This is a genomic window from Acinetobacter qingfengensis, from assembly GCF_008693185.1.
In the GTDB taxonomy this organism is placed as follows: domain Bacteria; phylum Pseudomonadota; class Gammaproteobacteria; order Pseudomonadales; family Moraxellaceae; genus Acinetobacter; species Acinetobacter qingfengensis.
Window position 1 is genome coordinate 113,250 of record NZ_VXKN01000010.1, and the last position, 17,639, is coordinate 130,888.

The 17,639-nt window shown below is 38.6% G+C and carries 16 protein-coding genes; 10 read left to right on the forward strand and 6 right to left on the reverse strand.

Annotation, left to right across the window (positions count from 1 at the left end):
• Positions 1–127: 127 nt before the first annotated feature.
• From F4V57_RS12375 to F4V57_RS12390, 4 genes are all read left to right on the forward strand, one after another.
• The gene (locus F4V57_RS12375; RefSeq protein ID WP_070071017.1) at positions 128–1,279 is read left to right on the forward strand and encodes a YheT family hydrolase; all 1,152 of its coding nucleotides are present in this window, start codon (positions 128–130) and stop codon (positions 1,277–1,279) included.
• A 28-nt stretch (positions 1,280–1,307) separates the two neighbouring features.
• On the forward strand, positions 1,308–2,051 hold the full coding sequence (locus F4V57_RS12380; protein WP_081409292.1) for a DUF4184 family protein: 744 nt from the start codon (positions 1,308–1,310) through the stop codon (positions 2,049–2,051).
• A gap of 105 nt (positions 2,052–2,156) precedes the next feature.
• Complete coding sequence (gene aspS, locus F4V57_RS12385; protein WP_070071019.1) at positions 2,157–3,938, forward strand: aspartate--tRNA ligase; 1,782 nt, start codon at positions 2,157–2,159, stop codon at positions 3,936–3,938.
• Between the two features lie 144 nt (positions 3,939–4,082).
• Positions 4,083–4,313 (forward strand): hypothetical protein, encoded by a 231-nt coding sequence (locus F4V57_RS12390; RefSeq protein ID WP_070071020.1) that lies wholly within the window; start codon positions 4,083–4,085, stop codon positions 4,311–4,313.
• 86 nt (positions 4,314–4,399) lie between these two features.
• On the opposite strand, the gene F4V57_RS12395 is transcribed toward F4V57_RS12390, so the two are convergent.
• The 3 genes from F4V57_RS12395 to F4V57_RS12405 are packed head-to-tail and all read right to left on the reverse strand — an operon-like array spanning position 4,400 to position 7,323.
• Positions 4,400–5,857, reverse strand: coding sequence for an NAD(P)(+) transhydrogenase (Re/Si-specific) subunit beta (locus tag F4V57_RS12395; RefSeq protein WP_070071021.1), 1,458 nt, complete (start codon positions 5,855–5,857; stop codon positions 4,400–4,402).
• Between the two features lie 3 nt (positions 5,858–5,860).
• Complete coding sequence (locus F4V57_RS12400) at positions 5,861–6,184, reverse strand: proton-translocating transhydrogenase family protein (RefSeq protein ID WP_070071022.1); 324 nt, start codon at positions 6,182–6,184, stop codon at positions 5,861–5,863.
• A gap of 11 nt (positions 6,185–6,195) precedes the next feature.
• Complete coding sequence (locus F4V57_RS12405; RefSeq protein WP_070071023.1) at positions 6,196–7,323, reverse strand: Re/Si-specific NAD(P)(+) transhydrogenase subunit alpha; 1,128 nt, start codon at positions 7,321–7,323, stop codon at positions 6,196–6,198.
• 535 nt (positions 7,324–7,858) lie between these two features.
• Here F4V57_RS12405 and F4V57_RS12410 point away from each other — a divergent pair.
• On the forward strand, positions 7,859–8,743 hold the full coding sequence (locus F4V57_RS12410; protein WP_070071024.1) for an LD-carboxypeptidase: 885 nt from the start codon (positions 7,859–7,861) through the stop codon (positions 8,741–8,743).
• Positions 8,744–8,762: 19 nt separating this feature from the next.
• Here F4V57_RS12410 and F4V57_RS12415 read toward each other — a convergent pair whose 3' ends face one another.
• A complete protein-coding gene (locus F4V57_RS12415) occupies positions 8,763–9,635 on the reverse strand; it encodes a pirin family protein (RefSeq protein ID WP_070071025.1) in 873 nt (290 codons plus the stop codon).
• Positions 9,636–9,989: 354 nt separating this feature from the next.
• Between F4V57_RS12415 and F4V57_RS12420 the strand changes: the two genes are divergently transcribed.
• Together F4V57_RS12420 and F4V57_RS12425 are read left to right on the forward strand one after the other, a co-directional pair.
• Positions 9,990–10,205 carry a PspC domain-containing protein gene (locus tag F4V57_RS12420; protein WP_070071026.1) on the forward strand — a complete coding sequence of 72 codons (216 nt, stop codon included), beginning with the start codon at positions 9,990–9,992 and terminating at the stop codon, positions 10,203–10,205.
• Positions 10,206–10,394: 189 nt separating this feature from the next.
• A complete protein-coding gene (locus F4V57_RS12425; protein ID WP_070071027.1) occupies positions 10,395–10,772 on the forward strand; it encodes a hypothetical protein in 378 nt (125 codons plus the stop codon).
• A gap of 58 nt (positions 10,773–10,830) precedes the next feature.
• Here the strand turns inward: F4V57_RS12425 and F4V57_RS12430 are convergent, their stop codons facing one another.
• Positions 10,831–12,297 carry a phospholipase D-like domain-containing protein gene (locus F4V57_RS12430; protein ID WP_070071040.1) on the reverse strand — a complete coding sequence of 489 codons (1,467 nt, stop codon included), beginning with the start codon at positions 12,295–12,297 and terminating at the stop codon, positions 10,831–10,833.
• 304 nt (positions 12,298–12,601) lie between these two features.
• Here F4V57_RS12430 and shiA point away from each other — a divergent pair, with 304 nt between their 5' ends.
• The gene (gene shiA / locus F4V57_RS12435) at positions 12,602–13,939 is read left to right on the forward strand and encodes a shikimate transporter (protein ID WP_070071028.1); all 1,338 of its coding nucleotides are present in this window, start codon (positions 12,602–12,604) and stop codon (positions 13,937–13,939) included.
• A 45-nt stretch (positions 13,940–13,984) separates the two neighbouring features.
• Here the strand turns inward: shiA and fabR are convergent, their stop codons facing one another.
• A complete protein-coding gene (gene fabR / locus F4V57_RS12440; protein WP_406564536.1) occupies positions 13,985–14,638 on the reverse strand; it encodes an HTH-type transcriptional repressor FabR in 654 nt (217 codons plus the stop codon).
• Positions 14,639–14,839: 201 nt separating this feature from the next.
• On the opposite strand from fabR, the gene F4V57_RS12445 reads away from it, so the two are divergent.
• Positions 14,840–15,910: a flavin reductase family protein gene (locus tag F4V57_RS12445; RefSeq protein ID WP_070071030.1), complete on the forward strand. Its 1,071-nt coding sequence runs from the start codon at positions 14,840–14,842 to the stop codon at positions 15,908–15,910.
• A gap of 18 nt (positions 15,911–15,928) precedes the next feature.
• Positions 15,929–17,029, forward strand: a complete 1,101-nt coding sequence (locus F4V57_RS12450) for a fatty acid desaturase family protein (protein ID WP_070071031.1) — start codon at positions 15,929–15,931, stop codon at positions 17,027–17,029.
• The last annotated feature ends 610 nt before the right edge of the window (positions 17,030–17,639 follow it).

Below are 17,639 nucleotides of genomic sequence, written 5' to 3' on the forward strand. Positions count from 1 at the left end.
GGGTAAAATATAGAAATTTTTAAATAGTCATTTTTTACTTATAAAAAATAAACACATATCCCTCATTTGTCATGTAACCATTTTTGCTATAATGAGCTGCTTAAAGTACAGTCGGCGAGATTATAAAATGCTTAAAGCAATTGTCAGTTTAGGTGCTTTAACAGCAATTCATTACCAATATCGTACGATACAAAAGCCCAAGCTGTACTTTAAAAAAACACCAGAAAATCAATTTATTATTAAAAAATTACCCATACTTGAACAAAAGTATGCTGTAACGCCTTGGTTAATTAATCCGCATGCACAAATCATTTATATGACTTTAAAACATAAAATTCGCAATAAACCACTGGCATATCAGCCAATTGAACAATGCCGCATGCTGGATGGTGCCACAACCGAAATTGCTTGGTTAGGTTATGATTTACCTCAAGACTGTCCAACAATTATTATGTTACATACTGTTACAGGTGATACCCAGAGTATGACTGAAATTGTCGAAGATCTTTATCGGCAGACTGGCTGGCGTATTGCTTTATGCTTACGTCGTGGTCATACCACTACATCCCAGCCATTTACTAGTATCAATATTATGGGTTCTGTACCTGATTTTCAGGCTCAACTCGACCATATCCAGCGCAAGTTTCCTGACTCGCCTTTGTATGCAGTAGGAAGTTCTGCCGGTACAGCAGTATTAGCGCGTTATCTTGGTGAAGTCGGAAAAAATACACCATTACGTGGAGCATTTGCCTATTGTCCGGGTTACGATCTGAACGTCGCATTTGATCGAGTCCATAAATTTTATGACCGATATATGGCAACCTCTATAAAAAAACGCTTTATTCTGCCTTACCAACAGCAATTACAACAACACCCTGCATTACAACCGGTCATAAAAAGTAAACGTTTACAAGATATTCAAAAAGTTTTATTCGAATTCGCTGGTTTTGACAGTTATAAATCCTATTTAAATGCTTGTAATCCGATTGATGTATTTACCAACATTGCTATTCCTACCATGATTCTCAATGCTGAAGATGATCCAATTTGTCATATCAATAATGCTTGGCAATATCGTGAGGTTATTGAAGCAAATTCAGCAACAATTCTGGTAACGACACGACATGGCAGTCATTGTGGGCATTATCAAGGTCTTAAACCACGATCATGGGCACATCATCTTATTGCCAGTTATTTACTTACCATACACACGTATAACAGGTCGTCACAGCTTGTTAATAAAAAATACTGCAATCCTGTGACCAATATGATTAGATAAAACGCTTTTTTAACATTACATTGATTTTATGGCTTTTACTCTCTCCCATATGGTGGTTGCACCTGCACTTTATCCTTTATTTAAACGGAAATTGCCTCTGGCCAGCATTGCAATTGGGGCAGCAATTCCGGATATTGCAGGACAAATCATCAATGATCGGGATTGGGCACATGAATATTCAGGCATGTTCAGTGTAGATTTAATTTTTGGTTTAATCGGCTGTTTACTCTGGTTCAGTTTATATCGTCCATATGTTTATTATGGGTTAAATCGGCAAATCACACCTTTGGGAAATTCCAGAATTGATGCAATTTTTTTCTGTACGGTTGGCATATTAGTTGGGATTGGCACGCATTTCCTCTGGGATAGCTTTACTCACGATAATCAACCCATATTTTTTTCAACTGAATTTATGATGCAATCCATTCAAGTGCCATTGCTGCATAAAACCATGCCACTGGATTTATTTCTACAATATACAACCTCAATCATTACCTTGCCATTGGTCTATTTTTTGATTCGACCAGTTCTTTCTGCGCCTATAATTAATACACATGCACCGAATTATTGGCAATTTTTTTTAACTTTATTCAGTTCAGTTATACTGGGCGCAATCTTTTGTTATTTAAATACAGAGAAATTAGTTCCTCTTCTCGATCAGGATCATTATCTTTTTATTCGTGGTTTAATTGTGGAATTTTCTACAGGTTTTTTCCTGATGTTTAGCGTAATATGTTTGATATTACGTTGGAAAATTACTAGGATTTATTAATTCCTGCTTGTGACAATTCCTTCAAATAGGCATAATCGCCAATTCACAGACGGTACGCTGTTTACGTATACGTCATCACAGCCAATATAGTTTGGATTTCTACTCATGATGCGAACTCATTACTGCGGTTCTTTAACAGAAGCGCAAATCGATCAAACCGTAACTTTATGCGGTTGGGTACATCGCCGCCGTGACCATGGTGGTGTTATTTTTCTAGACATGCGAGATCGTGATGGTCTGGTGCAGGTGGTAATTGATCCAGATACCCCTGAAGCATTTGCAACCGCAGACAAGGCACGTTCCGAATTTGTTCTTAAAATTACTGGCCGTGTACGTCGCCGTTATGCCGGTACTGAAAATAATAATATGGTCAGTGGTCAAATTGAAGTTCTAGGCAAAGAAATTGAAGTTCTTGCACAATCAGATACACCACCGTTTCCACTGAATGACGATACGATTAACGTATCCGAAGAAAATCGCCTGAAATTCCGTTTCCTTGATATTCGTCGTCCAGAGATGCTGGAGCGTTTACGTTTCCGTTCCAAAGTGACCAACCTGATCCGTAACTATCTGGATGAACATGGCTTCCTTGATGTGGAAACACCAATTCTGACTCGTGCTACACCGGAAGGCGCACGTGATTATCTGGTACCAAGCCGTGTATCCAACGGTAGTTTTTATGCCCTGCCACAATCACCACAATTATTTAAACAATTATTGATGGTTGGTGGTGTAGATCGCTATTATCAAATTGCCAAATGTTTCCGTGATGAAGACTTACGTGCCGATCGTCAGCCGGAATTTACCCAGATTGACATTGAAACATCATTCTTAAATGATGATGACATCATGGATTTGATGGAAGGTATGACTGTCAAACTATTTGACGAATTACTGGGAATCAAGTTCGACAAATTCCAGCGTATGCCATATTCAGAAGCCATGCGTGATTATGCTTCCGACAAACCTGATTTGCGTATTCCGTTAAAACTGGTCGATGTTGCAGACCTGATGCAGGATGTCGAATTTAAAGTTTTTGCCGGTCCTGCAAAAGACCCTAAAGGTCGTATCGTTGCATTACGTGTGCCAGGTGCAGGTGCGCTGCCACGTAGCCAAATTGATGAATACACCAAGTTTGTTGGCATCTACGGTGCAAAAGGCTTGGCTTATATCAAAGTCAATGAACTGGAAAAAGGTATCGAAGGTTTACAATCTCCGATTGTTAAATTCATCGAACCAATCGTTCTGGATTTGCTAAAACGTGTCGGTGCAGAAAATGGTGATATCGTATTCTTTGGTGCAGACAAAGCCAAAGTCGTAAACGATGCCATGGGTGCTTTACGTGTCAAAATTGGTCATGATCTGAAACTTTCGATCAAAGAATGGGCACCGCTTTGGGTGGTCGATTTCCCAATGTTTGAAGAAACTGATGATGGTAAATGGACATCGGTTCATCACCCATTCACCTTACCAAAATCTAGTGTTGAAGATGTAAAAAATAATCCGGGTGAAGCACTTTCTGTTGCGTATGATATGGTACTCAACGGTACAGAAATCGGTGGTGGTTCACTGCGTATTTATACACTGGAAATGCAAAAAGCCATTTTTGAAGCCTTGGGTATTTCCGAAGAAGAAGCCGAAGAAAAATTCAGCTTCCTATTAAATGCTCTACGTTATGGTGCGCCTCCGCACGGTGGCTTGGCATTCGGTCTGGATCGTCTGATTATGTTAATGACTGGCGCATCATCAATCCGTGACGTGATTGCGTTCCCAAAAACCAAAACTGCTGAATGTCCGTTAACACAGGCACCTGCACCAGTTGAAGCCAATCAATTGCGTGATCTCGGTATCCGTTTACGTGAACAACCAAAGAAAGAAACAGAATAATTCAGCCTACTGAATTTTTTTATAAAAGATAGCTCTGTATATGCAGGGCTATTTTTATGCACTAAAAATGGACAAGTTGGTTTTTTAATAGAGAAAATGGCATAATAGTTCTTATTCTCTTCTCTCCTATTTAGGTAATTTGCTATGGCGATGCGTCCTGATGTCAAGCGACATTCCCTTGTGATCATTGTATTTGCATTGGCACAGTGGGCTTTGGTAATGGCTGCACTTCATTTTAACTGGTGGCATCTTGAACGTAATGGCCGTATTCTGGCATTTTGTGCGAGTGTATTTTTAGGCGCATGGTTATTAATGAGTGCTATTTTATATATGGTGATCAAAGGTCGTAAACCAGATGATCAGAATCAGAAATAATCTCCACAGTAAAGCAAAATAAAACGTTCTGATTTATAAAAATCAAATCGAGTGACAACATCACTCGATTTTTGTTTTGGAATAACTCAATGTCCTGTTCCATTAATGGCTTTGGTCATATCTTCTACTACTTTTTTGGCATCCCCAAACACCATCATCGTTTTTTCATTATAGAACAAATCATTATCCAGACCAGCATAACCTGTTGCCATGGACCGCTTGATCACTAATATTGTTCTGGCCTTATGTGCTTCCAGAATTGGCATACCATAAATTGGCGAACTCGGATCATCTTTTGCCGCAGGGTTAACTACATCATTGGCGCCAATGACTAAAACCACATCAGTTGCTGGGAAATCTGCATTAATTTCATCCATTTCCAGAATATCTTCATAAGGCACATCTGCTTCGGCCAATAAAACATTCATGTGACCCGGCATACGACCTGCAACAGGATGGATGGCAAAGCGTACCCTAACCCCCTGCTCCTTGAGCAAATTAGCCAATTCTTTGACTGCATTTTGCGCACGTCCCTGCGCCATACCATATCCCGGTACAATCACAACACTATCAGCATTTGACATTAAAAACCCAGCATCATCAGCCGAACCTGACCGATAATTGCGTTGTATCTGTTCACCTGTTACAACACTGTTACTTTGCGCTGTACTACCCATCGCACCACCAAATAACACATTGATAATATTGCGATTCATGGCTTTACACATGATATAGGATAAAATGGCACCTGATGAACCAACCAGTGAGCCAGCAACAATCAACATATTGTTTTCAAGCGTAAAACCAATCCCTGCGGCTGCCCAGCCTGAAAACGAGTTGAGCAATGACACAACGACAGGCATATCACCACCGCCAACCGGTGCAATCCAGACCCAGCCAAAAATGAGTGCCAGAATTGTCATTGCCCAAAACGATGGCATATTTCCCGTTGAAAAGAAATAAAAACCACAAATCAACATGGCAATAAACAATATGGCCTGAACAGGTTTTACCCAGGTACCTGAGATAGTTTTTGCCCATTTTTTTGCAGCCAGCTTTCCGTAAGCAAATACAGAGGCTGTAAAGGTAATTGCACCAACAAAGCATCCCACAAATAGTTCAAATAAATGCACCTTATTCATGTGCGCATGTTGAACTCCAGCAGCAAGCAATGATGCTTCATTTATATAAAATAAATTTACCAAATGGTTATTATGCAAAATGGCCGCAATTGCAATCAATACTGCGGACAAGCCAACCAGTGAATGCATCAAGGCAACAGTTTCGGGCATTTGCGTCATGGGTACAGTTTTGGCACGTGCAATACCAACAATGCCACCTAGAATCATTGCCGTCACAATCATCCAGATCACAGGCTGATCTGCAACAAAAAATGTGGTCAGTACAGCAATTGCCATAGCAATCATGCCATAGCGATTACCCGTAATTGCCGTTTTAGGACCGGATAAACCACGTAAAGTCAGAATAAATAAAATGGCACCGATCAAATACAACCATTCTGCATTGGCACGAATCAACTCCATGATTTAATCCTCCTTTTTCTTTGGTTTTGGCTTAAACATTTCCAGCATTCTTGCAGTCACTGCAAAACCACCAAAAATATTAATACTTGCCAAAAATACAGCGATTGCACCTAATACGCTCACCAGATTAATGCTCTGAAATGCCACATGACCATCCACACCAAATACAGGCAATCCGATCGTTTGTATCATTGCCCCCACAATAATGATGGAAGATAATGCATTAGTGACGGCCATTAACGGTGTATGTAATGCAGGAGTTACCCCCCAGACCACGTAATATCCTACAAAGATTGCCAAGACGAAAATTGTGATTGTTTCTACCATGGTTATTCTCCTCAGCCACGCTTTAAACGCACTTGACCGTCATGTGTTACCAATAAAGCTTTTTGAATTTCATCCTCCGGATTAATCTGGATCACTTTTTGCTCATCATATAAAGTTTCAATAAAATTCAAAATATTACGTGCAAACAATGCCGATGCTTCTGTGGCTACTGTGGCAGGGATATTGGCAATACCGAGAATTTTCACACCATTCTCAGTAGATACTGTTTGATCTACAACCGAGCCTGCAACATTGCCACCCGTTTCGACTGCCATATCCAGAATGACCGAACCCGGCTTCATTTTTGCCACAGTTTCTGCATGAATCAATCGAGGTGCATTACGTCCCGGCAATAAGGCTGTAGTAATCACGATATCTGCATTGGCCACTGCCTTATCTACAATTGCTGCCTGATCTTTGATGTATTGTTCGCCCGGTGTCCAGCCATAGCCATTTTTCAGTGCATCATCAGCACGTTGCTGCTCTTCTGCTGACATTGGTACATCTAGCCATTTCCCACCCAAAGACTCGACTTGCTCTTTGGCTGTTGGTCGTAAATCCGTAGCTTCCACAACAGCTCCCAAGCGCTTGGCTGTGGCAATCGCCTGTAATCCAGCCACACCAACCCCCATAACGACAACCCGGGCAGGCTTTACCGTTCCGGCAGCAGTCATCAACATTGGGAATAAGCGTTGATACGCATTGGCTGCCAGTAATACCGCTTTATAACCGGATAAATTTGCCTGAGAAGACAGAACATCCATGTTTTGAGCACGTGACAAAGTTCTGGGCAAAAGTTCAAGGGCGAAGGCAGATACATTTTGTTGGGCAAAATGCGCCAGTTCTGTATTTCGATAGGGATCAAACATTGCAATCACAATGGAATTGGCAGCAAGCTGTTCAATCTCCTCGCCCTGAGGAGCCCGAATCTTTAAAATAAGTTCACTTTGAGCATAGGCATTTTCCACCAAACGGGCACCGACCTGTTCATAATGTGAATCAGGATAAGCTGCCCGAAATCCTGCTCCACGCTGTATAACCACCTGATGCCCAGCCTGAATCAGTTTCTTTACTGTTTCAGGTGTTGCTGCGACACGTGTTTCGTTTGGATAGGTTTCGTTTGGGACACCGATCTGCATAGCATCGATCCTCACGCTATATATTTTTATTTCACACCTGCATCAATGCAGATGCATCCTTCGATGAATTGCTGATCGATTTAATATGATTTTTTTTACAAACGCCATCCATTATTTCAAAAATAAATACCATATATCATTAATTATTTGTACCAATTTATCCCAGAAATGGGTTTTTCAGCCTATTAGAATTATGTCCAATTACTCATCAAACTTACTGCTATCATTTATATTTTCATGATTTACACGTTTTCTTATTCAATAAAATTTATATCAAGCCATGCTTAAAGCTGCATATAAACCCTTGTAGAATATTTTCATTCCCAGAATAAAATTTTAAGAAAAATTTTTTTATATATTTTTTTAAGTGATATCTACAACAATACGATCCTAAACAATTCTAGTTATTTTTATCTTATAAATCAAAATGTAATATGACACATCGTGATTTTATCAATTTCATCAGCTTGATAGCCAGATAGAAGAAAGCATGTTATGTTTCACTTCTATTTTCATTATTTTCTATATTTTTTCTATGCATATCCGTGTTTTGGCACCTAGCGCCTGTGTTGATATTGATCCAATTCAGCAGGCAAAACAACATGTATCTACATTGGGTATTCAAGTGTCTTTTGCTCGACATCTTGAAGCCCAACATCGCTATTTGGCTGGGACAAGCAACGAACGCCTGACAGATTTAAAAACTGCCTGCGAAGATAAAAGTATTGATGCCATCTGGTGCGCGCGTGGCGGTACAGGCGCTGGACAATTATTACCCTATCTGGATACTTGGCTACTCAATAAAGCTTTGATTGGTTATTCAGACAGTACCGTATTATTAAACTACATTGCCATGCAGGGTGGGCAAGCCATTCATGGACCGGTATTTCAGGAAATTTCACAAAAAAATTTACTTGAAAATCAACCAATTTGTACTGATGCACAAGAAGTGCTGACTTTACTCAATCCCTTATTACAGCATGATGCCATTCATTATGACATTACATTGGCAGCATGTAGTCATACACAACCTATAACATTGTCAGGCAAAATTTTAGGTGGCAACCTCAGTACATTATGCAGTGTACAAGGTACACCTTGGGCATTACATCTTAAACAACCCAGTATATTATTACTGGAAGATGTTGGTGAGTCCTACTACCGTCTGGAACGATTATTGGTGCAACTTTTACAAAGCATTGATATAAATCATCTTGAAGCGATTATTTTGGGTGATTTCTATCATTGCCCTCAACGAGGCGTACCTCAAAGTATTGCTGAAATTTTTGCTGAACATCTAAATCCATTACAAATTCCACTTTATGTCTGCAGCTGGTTTGGTCATGGTGAAAAAAACCGGCCTTTCTGGATCGGTAAAAATGGAAATATCCAGAAAAATCAACTCATAATATATGCTTAATGGTAATTTCTTAGATCATTTACATCACATGAATTTGACCAAATTTACCTTGTCTAAAGTCATCAAAAGCCTGAGTGATTTCCAGTTGAGTATTCATTACAAAAGGACCATATCCCTGTATTGGCTCATTTAATGGCTCACCCGTCAACAGCACAAATTTACTGTCTGCCACAGCTTGCACGTTAAAGCCTGTTTCACCATCCCGAGCAAAAATTACAATGCCATGCTCATTCACTTGCTGCATTTCATTCACCAGCACTTGCCCAGATAAAACTACAAATATTGCATTATGCGTTGTGGGTACAAGAAATTGGTGTCGTGTTGCCGCTTTCAATTCACCATCCCATACATTGACTGGGGTAAATGTTGTGGCTGCACCTGATCTTTCTAGATATTGACCTGCAATTACTCTTAAATAACTTCCCTGCTCATCCAATACCAATTGGGGAATTATTTTTGCATCAATCGCTTGATATTTAGGTGTAGTCATTTTTGATTTTGCAGGTAAATTTACCCGCAACTGCACCATTTCAAAATTTCCACCCTGTGCTGCAAAATCTGTAGAATGAAATTCCTCATGCACCAAACCAGCCGCTGCGGTCATCCATTGTACATCACCAGTTTTAATGGTTCCGCCACCACCACTTGAGTCTTTATGTGTAACTTCACCCTGATAAGCAAGTGTAACGGTTTCAAAACCACGATGCGGGTGGGAACCAACACCATGACGCTGTGTTGTTGGAGCAAAATAATATGGTGCTGCATAATCCAACAGTAAAAATGGACTGATTGCCTGCCCTAAACGGTCATAGGAAAATAAGGTTTTGACTGGAAAACCATCTCCTACCCAATGGATTTGTTGACTATGCATGGTACCAATAATTTTTCTCACGATGTATCACCTATAAAATAAGTTATTCCCAATAACACCACCCAGGCATTATGTCGCAGATGTAATGAGTCATTCTTTTATAATGGGGGTAATATCATTTTTTTCAGCTTCGAATCAAAATTGAATAACTTTAAATCATACTTACTAACAGACAACTTATTTCACAGATTATTTTCATCTTGAATCTTTCATCACGATAAGATTCCAAACATTTACTCAAAAGTGTGATTATTTACATATTTTTACAGGATTGTGATGCTTTTTACTTTGAAATTTATCCCAATATCCCTAAATAATAACTAAGCATTAATGATGATGTGATTATATTTTAACTCATAGGAGATATAACATCCCATGCAAACAAAAGGCCTTTATCGCTCTGACAGTCAACACATGATCGCAGGTGTAATGGGTGGTATTGCGGAACGTTTTGGCTGGAATGCAAACTTACTTCGAATTGTTTTTGTTCTGGTTTCGATTTCTAGCGCTGGATTTCCTGGTATTCTGGTTTATTTGGTGTTGTGGTTAGTGATGCCAAAACAGAAACGTGTAGAACTGTACAATAGCTAGTTTAATTTTTACATACTATGATGAACTTCTCCTCCTTTTTGCTACGACTCTCCCCAAAGTCGTAGCTTTTTTTATTATTAAATTTGCTTTTGAGTAGAAATATCTAGCGTTAATCTGGTTTTTCTTTATATTACACTGACTTTTGTTGAATAATGATACAACATAAATTTTGGCTCGGAACAATCGCACATGGGCATTTTTATTTTATTACTACTTGGATTTGTTGCTTTTGCAATTTACCGTTATCGTAAATACCAAACACAACGAGAGATTGAAGAAATGGCAGCCGATGCGCAAGCCTATATTAGTAGTGAAACTGTAGAATTATTACAGCGCTTTAAAAAGTTATTGGAACAAGAAAATGTTGCTGAACAGGATAAACAACACATTCAGCAAAAATTTAAATATATCAATGAAAATCTGTTCTGCCAAAGCTATTCCGAAGCCAGTGTACGTGAATATCTTTCGCATGCAGAGCAAAAGCTGGCTTTAATCAGAATTAAACTTGATCGCCTAGATATGCCACAAGATCAACAATCTAATCAAGAATTTGAACAGCTAAAGTAAATAAAAAGGTGCAATAAATTTGCACCTTGAATCCATCTGGCCTAATAAATTAAGATCATTAGAACGTTGATAATCCAGACCATTCCATAAAACGATATAGCCAGTATTTGGTACTGGACTCATCCTTATATTGTGCATAATCTACGGTTATTTTTTCATGATCGGGGTTTCGCCATACTGTTTCAAAGTATTGTTGTGCCTGCACTACTGCCGTATAGTTATTTTGAGCTTGAACAGAAACATTGGTTTCCAGATTATAATTATTCAGATTTCTTGCCGTATAGTTAGCGGATCCGAGAATTATTTGCTTTTCCCCTGTCTGTTTACCCAGAATTAATAATTTACTATGGCATTGTTCACCATTGGTTGCACACCATCGAACCGGTACCCCTTGTCGATGTAACTCCCACGCAACCTGACGATTTGGAATACCATTTTTCTGGCGACCGAACGCATCTTTATTTGGATCAAGGACTACCCTTACGACAACACCACGCTGTCTTGCTGCAACAATTGCCTTAACTATATCCCGATCAGATAAATAGAACATCATTAAATCTAATTGTTCATTTCTTTTCAGTTGATTAATTTGCGCCAAAACTTCCTCATAAATGGCTTTTTCAGTCAAAATTTGGACTTTAGGCAAAGCAGGATTGGCTTTAGGTTCAGGTAGAATTACCATTGGTGCATCACCCTGCGAAAATTGTGCAACAGCACGTTCACTATCTAACACATCAATTGCAGATTTATCATGCAAAATCATTGCAACATTGCTATGTAAAGAACTTCCATCATGCGGATTTGCTGAGGACACCAATGCTTTCCAGCCATCAAGTGTATCGACAACCAATGTTTTACGGTGATTAGCCTTAAAGTTCAATAGCTGGAAATAGCTACGCAATGTCACCTTTTCATCACCAAAAGGATTAGGGAGCCATCCACCTGTACTACTGTTACCTAGATTTTGACAACACATATACCAAAACCCAGACCAAGCAGGATTAGATGCTCTCAATACGGTTAAATCTGTATAAATCACATTGATACCCGCTGCTTTTAATCGCCGAAGATGTTCTGGATCTGTACCACCGTATACAGTATTGATTGGGTCGGTAATCAGTTGAATATCAATATTGGGATTAAGCTGCCTTTTGTCAATCAGAGCTTGTGTCAACTCCTGTGTCAATGCACGATGACGAATTGTAGAACTACCCGTTTCATTGTTGAATAAAAACATGTCCAGCACAATTGTATTCTGAGCCTGTTCAATCAAAGTTAGCATCGCATCAAAAATCTGCTGTTCACTATGCTGTTTACCTTGCGCATCCTGATAAGTTAAATCACTGAGAAATTCAACATCAGAGGAACGTGGTGGGCTTTTGATATCCAATCCTGAAGGTAGCGGTTTATATACCTGATATACGGCTGAACCAAGATAAGTTAAAAATAAAATACCGCCAATCAATGCAAAATAGCGCCGAATAGGCCAGTTTAATTTTTGATGAATTCGTCTAAAGAGTTGCATAACTTTGCCCCATAATTTCATTTAGGCTATCAATATTTGGACTTTGAACTCAAGCAGATTTTTGCAATACGATATTCTTAACGAATAAAGATGTTTTTTTAACCAAATCCATCCTATCAAATCGATCGCTTATCGCACTAAGAAGATTTTTTGATTAAGCTATGCACGCTACATTATCCATGTGCAATTTTAGTCAGAATACCCACCCTTTTTATTCTGATATTCACTCTTGCTGTAATTGCTGCTTTAACACTCATTACAACATGCAAGGACAATTTTTACTGTTTGGCATGGTATGATTTTAATGAATTCGTCCAATTTAAATCTTGAATATAACGAAAAACGAGCACGTAAAGCTGCTCTAAGCAGTTTTGTCGGTGCAGTTGTCGACTGGTACGATTTTCTATTATATGGGATTGTGGCTGCACTCGTATTTAAAGATCAATTTTTTCCAAGTATCAGTCCAACCATGGGGACACTGGCTGCGTTTGCCACTTTTGGCGTTGGCTTTTTATTTAGGCCCTTAGGGGGGCTGGTATTTGGCCATTTTGGTGACAAGGTTGGCCGTAAAAAAATGCTGTTTCTTACAGTATTCTTGATGGGTGCTGCCACAGTATTGATCGGTTTATTACCCAATTTCCAACAAATCGGCTGGTGGGCACCAGTGCTTCTCGTTACATTACGAGCCATACAAGGTTTTGCTGTTGGTGGAGAATGGGGGGGGGCAGCATTAATGGCCGTAGAAAATGCCCCAGAACATAAAAAAGCATTTTACAGTAGTGGTGTACAAATTGGTTATGGTGTAGGACTAATGCTGGCATCAGGAATCGTTTCTATTACCATTTTCAGCTTTGGTCAGGATGCATTTAATCATTGGGCATGGCGTATCCCATTTATTGCCAGTATTGTTTTAGTCTGTATCGCGTTATGGATCCGCAATGATCAGGATGAATCACCAGAATTTATCCAGACAGCCCATGACACACCTAAAAAACATAAAACACTTCCAATCTTACAGGCGATCAAGGAAAGTCCTAAAGGCTTTCTATTTATTATTGCCCTACGTTTGGCAGAACTATTAACCATGTATCTAGTGACGACATTTGCGCTTAATTATTCGACCCAACATTTGCATATGTCATCGCAAATATTCTTGAATATTTCCCTAATGGTTGGAGCGATTAGCTGTATCTCTATTCCATTTTTTGCTTTTATTGCAGATCGTTTTGGACGCAGAAGAATGTGTATTATCGGTGGCTTAATTGGTGCACTTGCTGCATTCCCATTCTTTATTGCATTACAACATGGCGCATTATTTTGGATTGTGATTTTATCAATTTTATTGGCAAATCTATCTCATGATATGGTGGTCAGTGTACATCAGCCAATTTTTACAGAATTATTCGGTACAGAATATCGTTATAGTGGTGCCGGTGTTGGTTATCAAATTGCCAGTATCGTAGGAGGCGGTTTTACGCCTTTTATCGCCTCAGCCTTAATTGCATGGGCAGGTGGACACTGGATTCTGGTTGCGATTTACCTCACTGTTGGCTGCTTACTAACCGCATTGGTTGCCAGCTTGATGAAAGCTCACGTAAATGAACCAACACACTTAACCACATTGAATTTAAAACAAAAATAATGTTTCTATCGCATGATCAAAAGTCATTACAGGCTTTTGATCATACTATATATCCAGCGATTTATCTCTTTGACTAATCTGCTTGGCACCTTCCATGATCATTCTAATCATCAACATGGTTTCTTCAGCAATCACCTGACGCTCTGCAATAGACAAATCCAGCACTTTGGCACCCATATTAAATACCAGTTGTGTAATGGCTTTGGCGACTATATCTGCGTATTCAATATTTTCTTTATTTAATCGTCCAAGCCTGATCAAATCATCCTGTAATTCATGCTGAAAATTGGTGAGTTGCTGCTCCACAGCCTTTTTATACGAAGATGAACCAGTATAACCTTCTCTTAGCAATAAACTTAAATTGCCTTCATCTGTATCCAACTGCTGTAAAAAAATTTCCACTGAAGAACGAATGACACTTTTTTTTTGATTGGCTTGTAGCCTTGCTTCGCGGATAATCTGTCTTAGTACTAGACCAGCGCGATTGATCAATGCAATTGCAAGTTCATCAATATCCTTAAAATGGCGATAAAAACTATTGGGTGCGATACCCGCTTCTCTTGCAATCTCACGTAAGCTCAATGATGAAATACTTTTTTCTGGACCAATCAAATTCAATGTTGCCTGAAATAACTCTTCCTGAGTGATTGTCGCTTTACGCCCTGCACCACGTAAGCTATTTTTTTGCGGCACGTCCATCACATTTTGTTCATGTTGACTTGCTATTGTTTTTGTTAAGCTCGATTGCATACCCATTGATCACCGATGAATTCAGTCAGGATTATAGCCTTTTCAGCACTCTGGAAGATAGTAAATTTATTTGTTAAGTTTTTGCACAATCTATATACAAGTGTATATACAAGTGTATAATAATTAAAAAATGGCATTGAGATGAGTCCTATGCAGCAACTACAACGTAAGTCAAATCTACTCGAGATCGCAGCTGAAAGTATCTATGATCGTGATATGACCAACTTTTGGCTACAAAAAATCAATCCATTATGGTCTACTCATGAAGTCCTAGGTAAAATTGTCAATAAAAAAATCATTGCACATGACATGATTGCACTCACTGTACGTTGTAATCGCAACATGCAATATGGACTTCCTGGGCAACATCATCCCATTAAAGTCGAAATTGAAGGCCGTAAATATGAACGCACCTACAGCCTAACGCAACTCAATGCCAACCATGTCCAGATTAATGTAAAAAAAGTCCCTCAAGGCATTATGAGCCATTGGCTTTGTGAACAATCTCACATTGGCGATATCATTGAACTCGGAACACCTTATGGTGACATGACACTGTCACAGTTACCCCAACAATTAATCATGGTTGCAGCAGGCAGTGGCATTACGCCAATGTACAGTATGCTATACAATCTCGCACAAAACGGGCAACTGTCCAATATCCAGATTACTTTACTGTACTGGGCAAAACAGCAACAAGATTTTGCTTTTCAAACTGAATTTACACAATGGCAAGAACAATATACCCATTTCAATGTTCAGTATTTTTGCACACAACAAACACCTTTTGATTCTCGCATCAATACTGAACATCGAAAAAAATTCAACAACATTCAACAACAGGATGTCTATATCTGTGGGCCTTCCGGCTTCGTCAATGCTGCAACTCAAGTTTTTTCAGATGCAAAACAACTTTGTAGTGAAGCATTTAGCTTAAGTCCAATACCTGTAGATACTGAAGCCGGTGTGATTCAAATCACATTAAGCAAGTCCAACCAAATAGTCACTATTCCTAAAGGTCAGCCCATTCTCATCGGGCTAGAACAAGCAAATGTTAAACCTACACATGGTTGTCGCATGGGAATTTGTAATAAATGTTCTTGCAAAAAAGCGAATGGACAAACCAAAAACCTTAACGATGGCTCTATCAATAATGAACCCAACCAAGACTTACGCATCTGTGTCAATACTGCACAAAGTGACCTTATTCTAGATTTATAAGCATATCGAGTAACCGCCATGAACATGCAAGTTAAAACTCATTACTTTAAAAATCCTAAAAATCGTGACCTATCCGAAATCGAATTAGATGCACTCGCACAAGAGTTAGATGCCATCAAACAAGAAGTCATTGATGATTTAGGCGAAAAAGATGCCAAATACATTCGGCGTGTCTATGCTGCCGTCCGATATACCAGTATTGCTGGACGTGCTTGTCTATTTGCCGGCTGGTTTCCACCAACATGGTTATTAGGTACAACTTTATTAGGCATTTCAAAAATTCTGGAAAATATGGAAGTTGGTCATAATGTCATGCATGGGCAATATGACTGGATGAATGATCCCAAATTTAAAGGCCAAAGCTACGAATGGGATAATGTTGGAACAGCCGATAACTGGCGTCAGACCCATAATTTCAAGCATCACACCTATACTAACATCAAAGGTATGGATGATGATATTGGCTATGGCCTCGTTCGCTTATTTCCAGAACAACGCTGGAAAGCTGGTTATCTATTACAGCCTCTATATTGCATCCCTTTTAGTTTACTTTTTCAATGGGGTGTAGCTATACAAAATCTGGAATTAGGCCGCGTAATTTATGGCAAAAAAACATGGAAACAGCTATGGCAAGAATGGAAACCAGTACAAAATAAAGTGACTAGACAATTGCTCAAGGATTACGCTTTCTTCCCAGCATTGGCATTACCACTAGGAACAGCCTTACCTGTTCTGGCAGGTAATCTTGCAGCAAATGGTATTCGTAATGTCTGGACATTTAGTGTAATTTTCTGCGGACATTTCACCAAAGATGTAGAGGTTTTTCCAAGATCTGTACTACAAAATGAAAGTAAAGGACATTGGTACATGCGACAAATTCGAGGTTCATCCAATCTGGAAGGCTCAGAGTTTTTCCATATCATGACAGGACATTTAAGTCATCAGATTGAACATCATCTTTATCCTGAGATTCCAGCACGTCGCTATCGTAAAATGGGACCAAAAGTTGAAGCTGTATGTAAAAAATATGGTTTAAACTATAATAATGCAACATTGCGTAAACAATATGGTCAGGTTATTGGCCGTATTTTAAAATATGCATTTCCATTCAAAAAATAAATATAATAAATATAGGTCTAATATCAATATGATTTAGACCTATATTATTATCATACGTACAAATAATAATAACTACTTCTTATTTTTAGAAAAAAATGTTATCTTCCCCTCACTTTTTAACAAAAAAGCACATACAAAAAATGAGAAACTTATAATACACAATAAAATATCCTTATATATCAAAGCAATGACACCACACGATAATCCTAGTAATAGAAATAGGCACATACAGAAAATGATTATTTTTTCTGTCCATGTATTCTCATCATCGTGTCGCAAAAACATAACTTATCTCGTATTAATCAAACTTTATACAAATAAAATTACATTTTTAATATAAAAATAAAATACCAAGAAATAGGTATAATTTATAAATAGTTTTAAATAACTTCAAATTTTATTCAAACTAAAACATAATTTGAATTCAACATAAAATAAAGCATATATTTTGGTAGAAATTTCAAGAATATAGAATAAATATCGATCATATGCAAGGCTGAGGGAGTATTTAAAATATGGATTTTATTTGGATAAAAGAAGAACCCCCGGCAGGATGACTACCGGGGGTTAGAATAATGAGCTGGCGATGACTTACTCTCACATGGGTAAC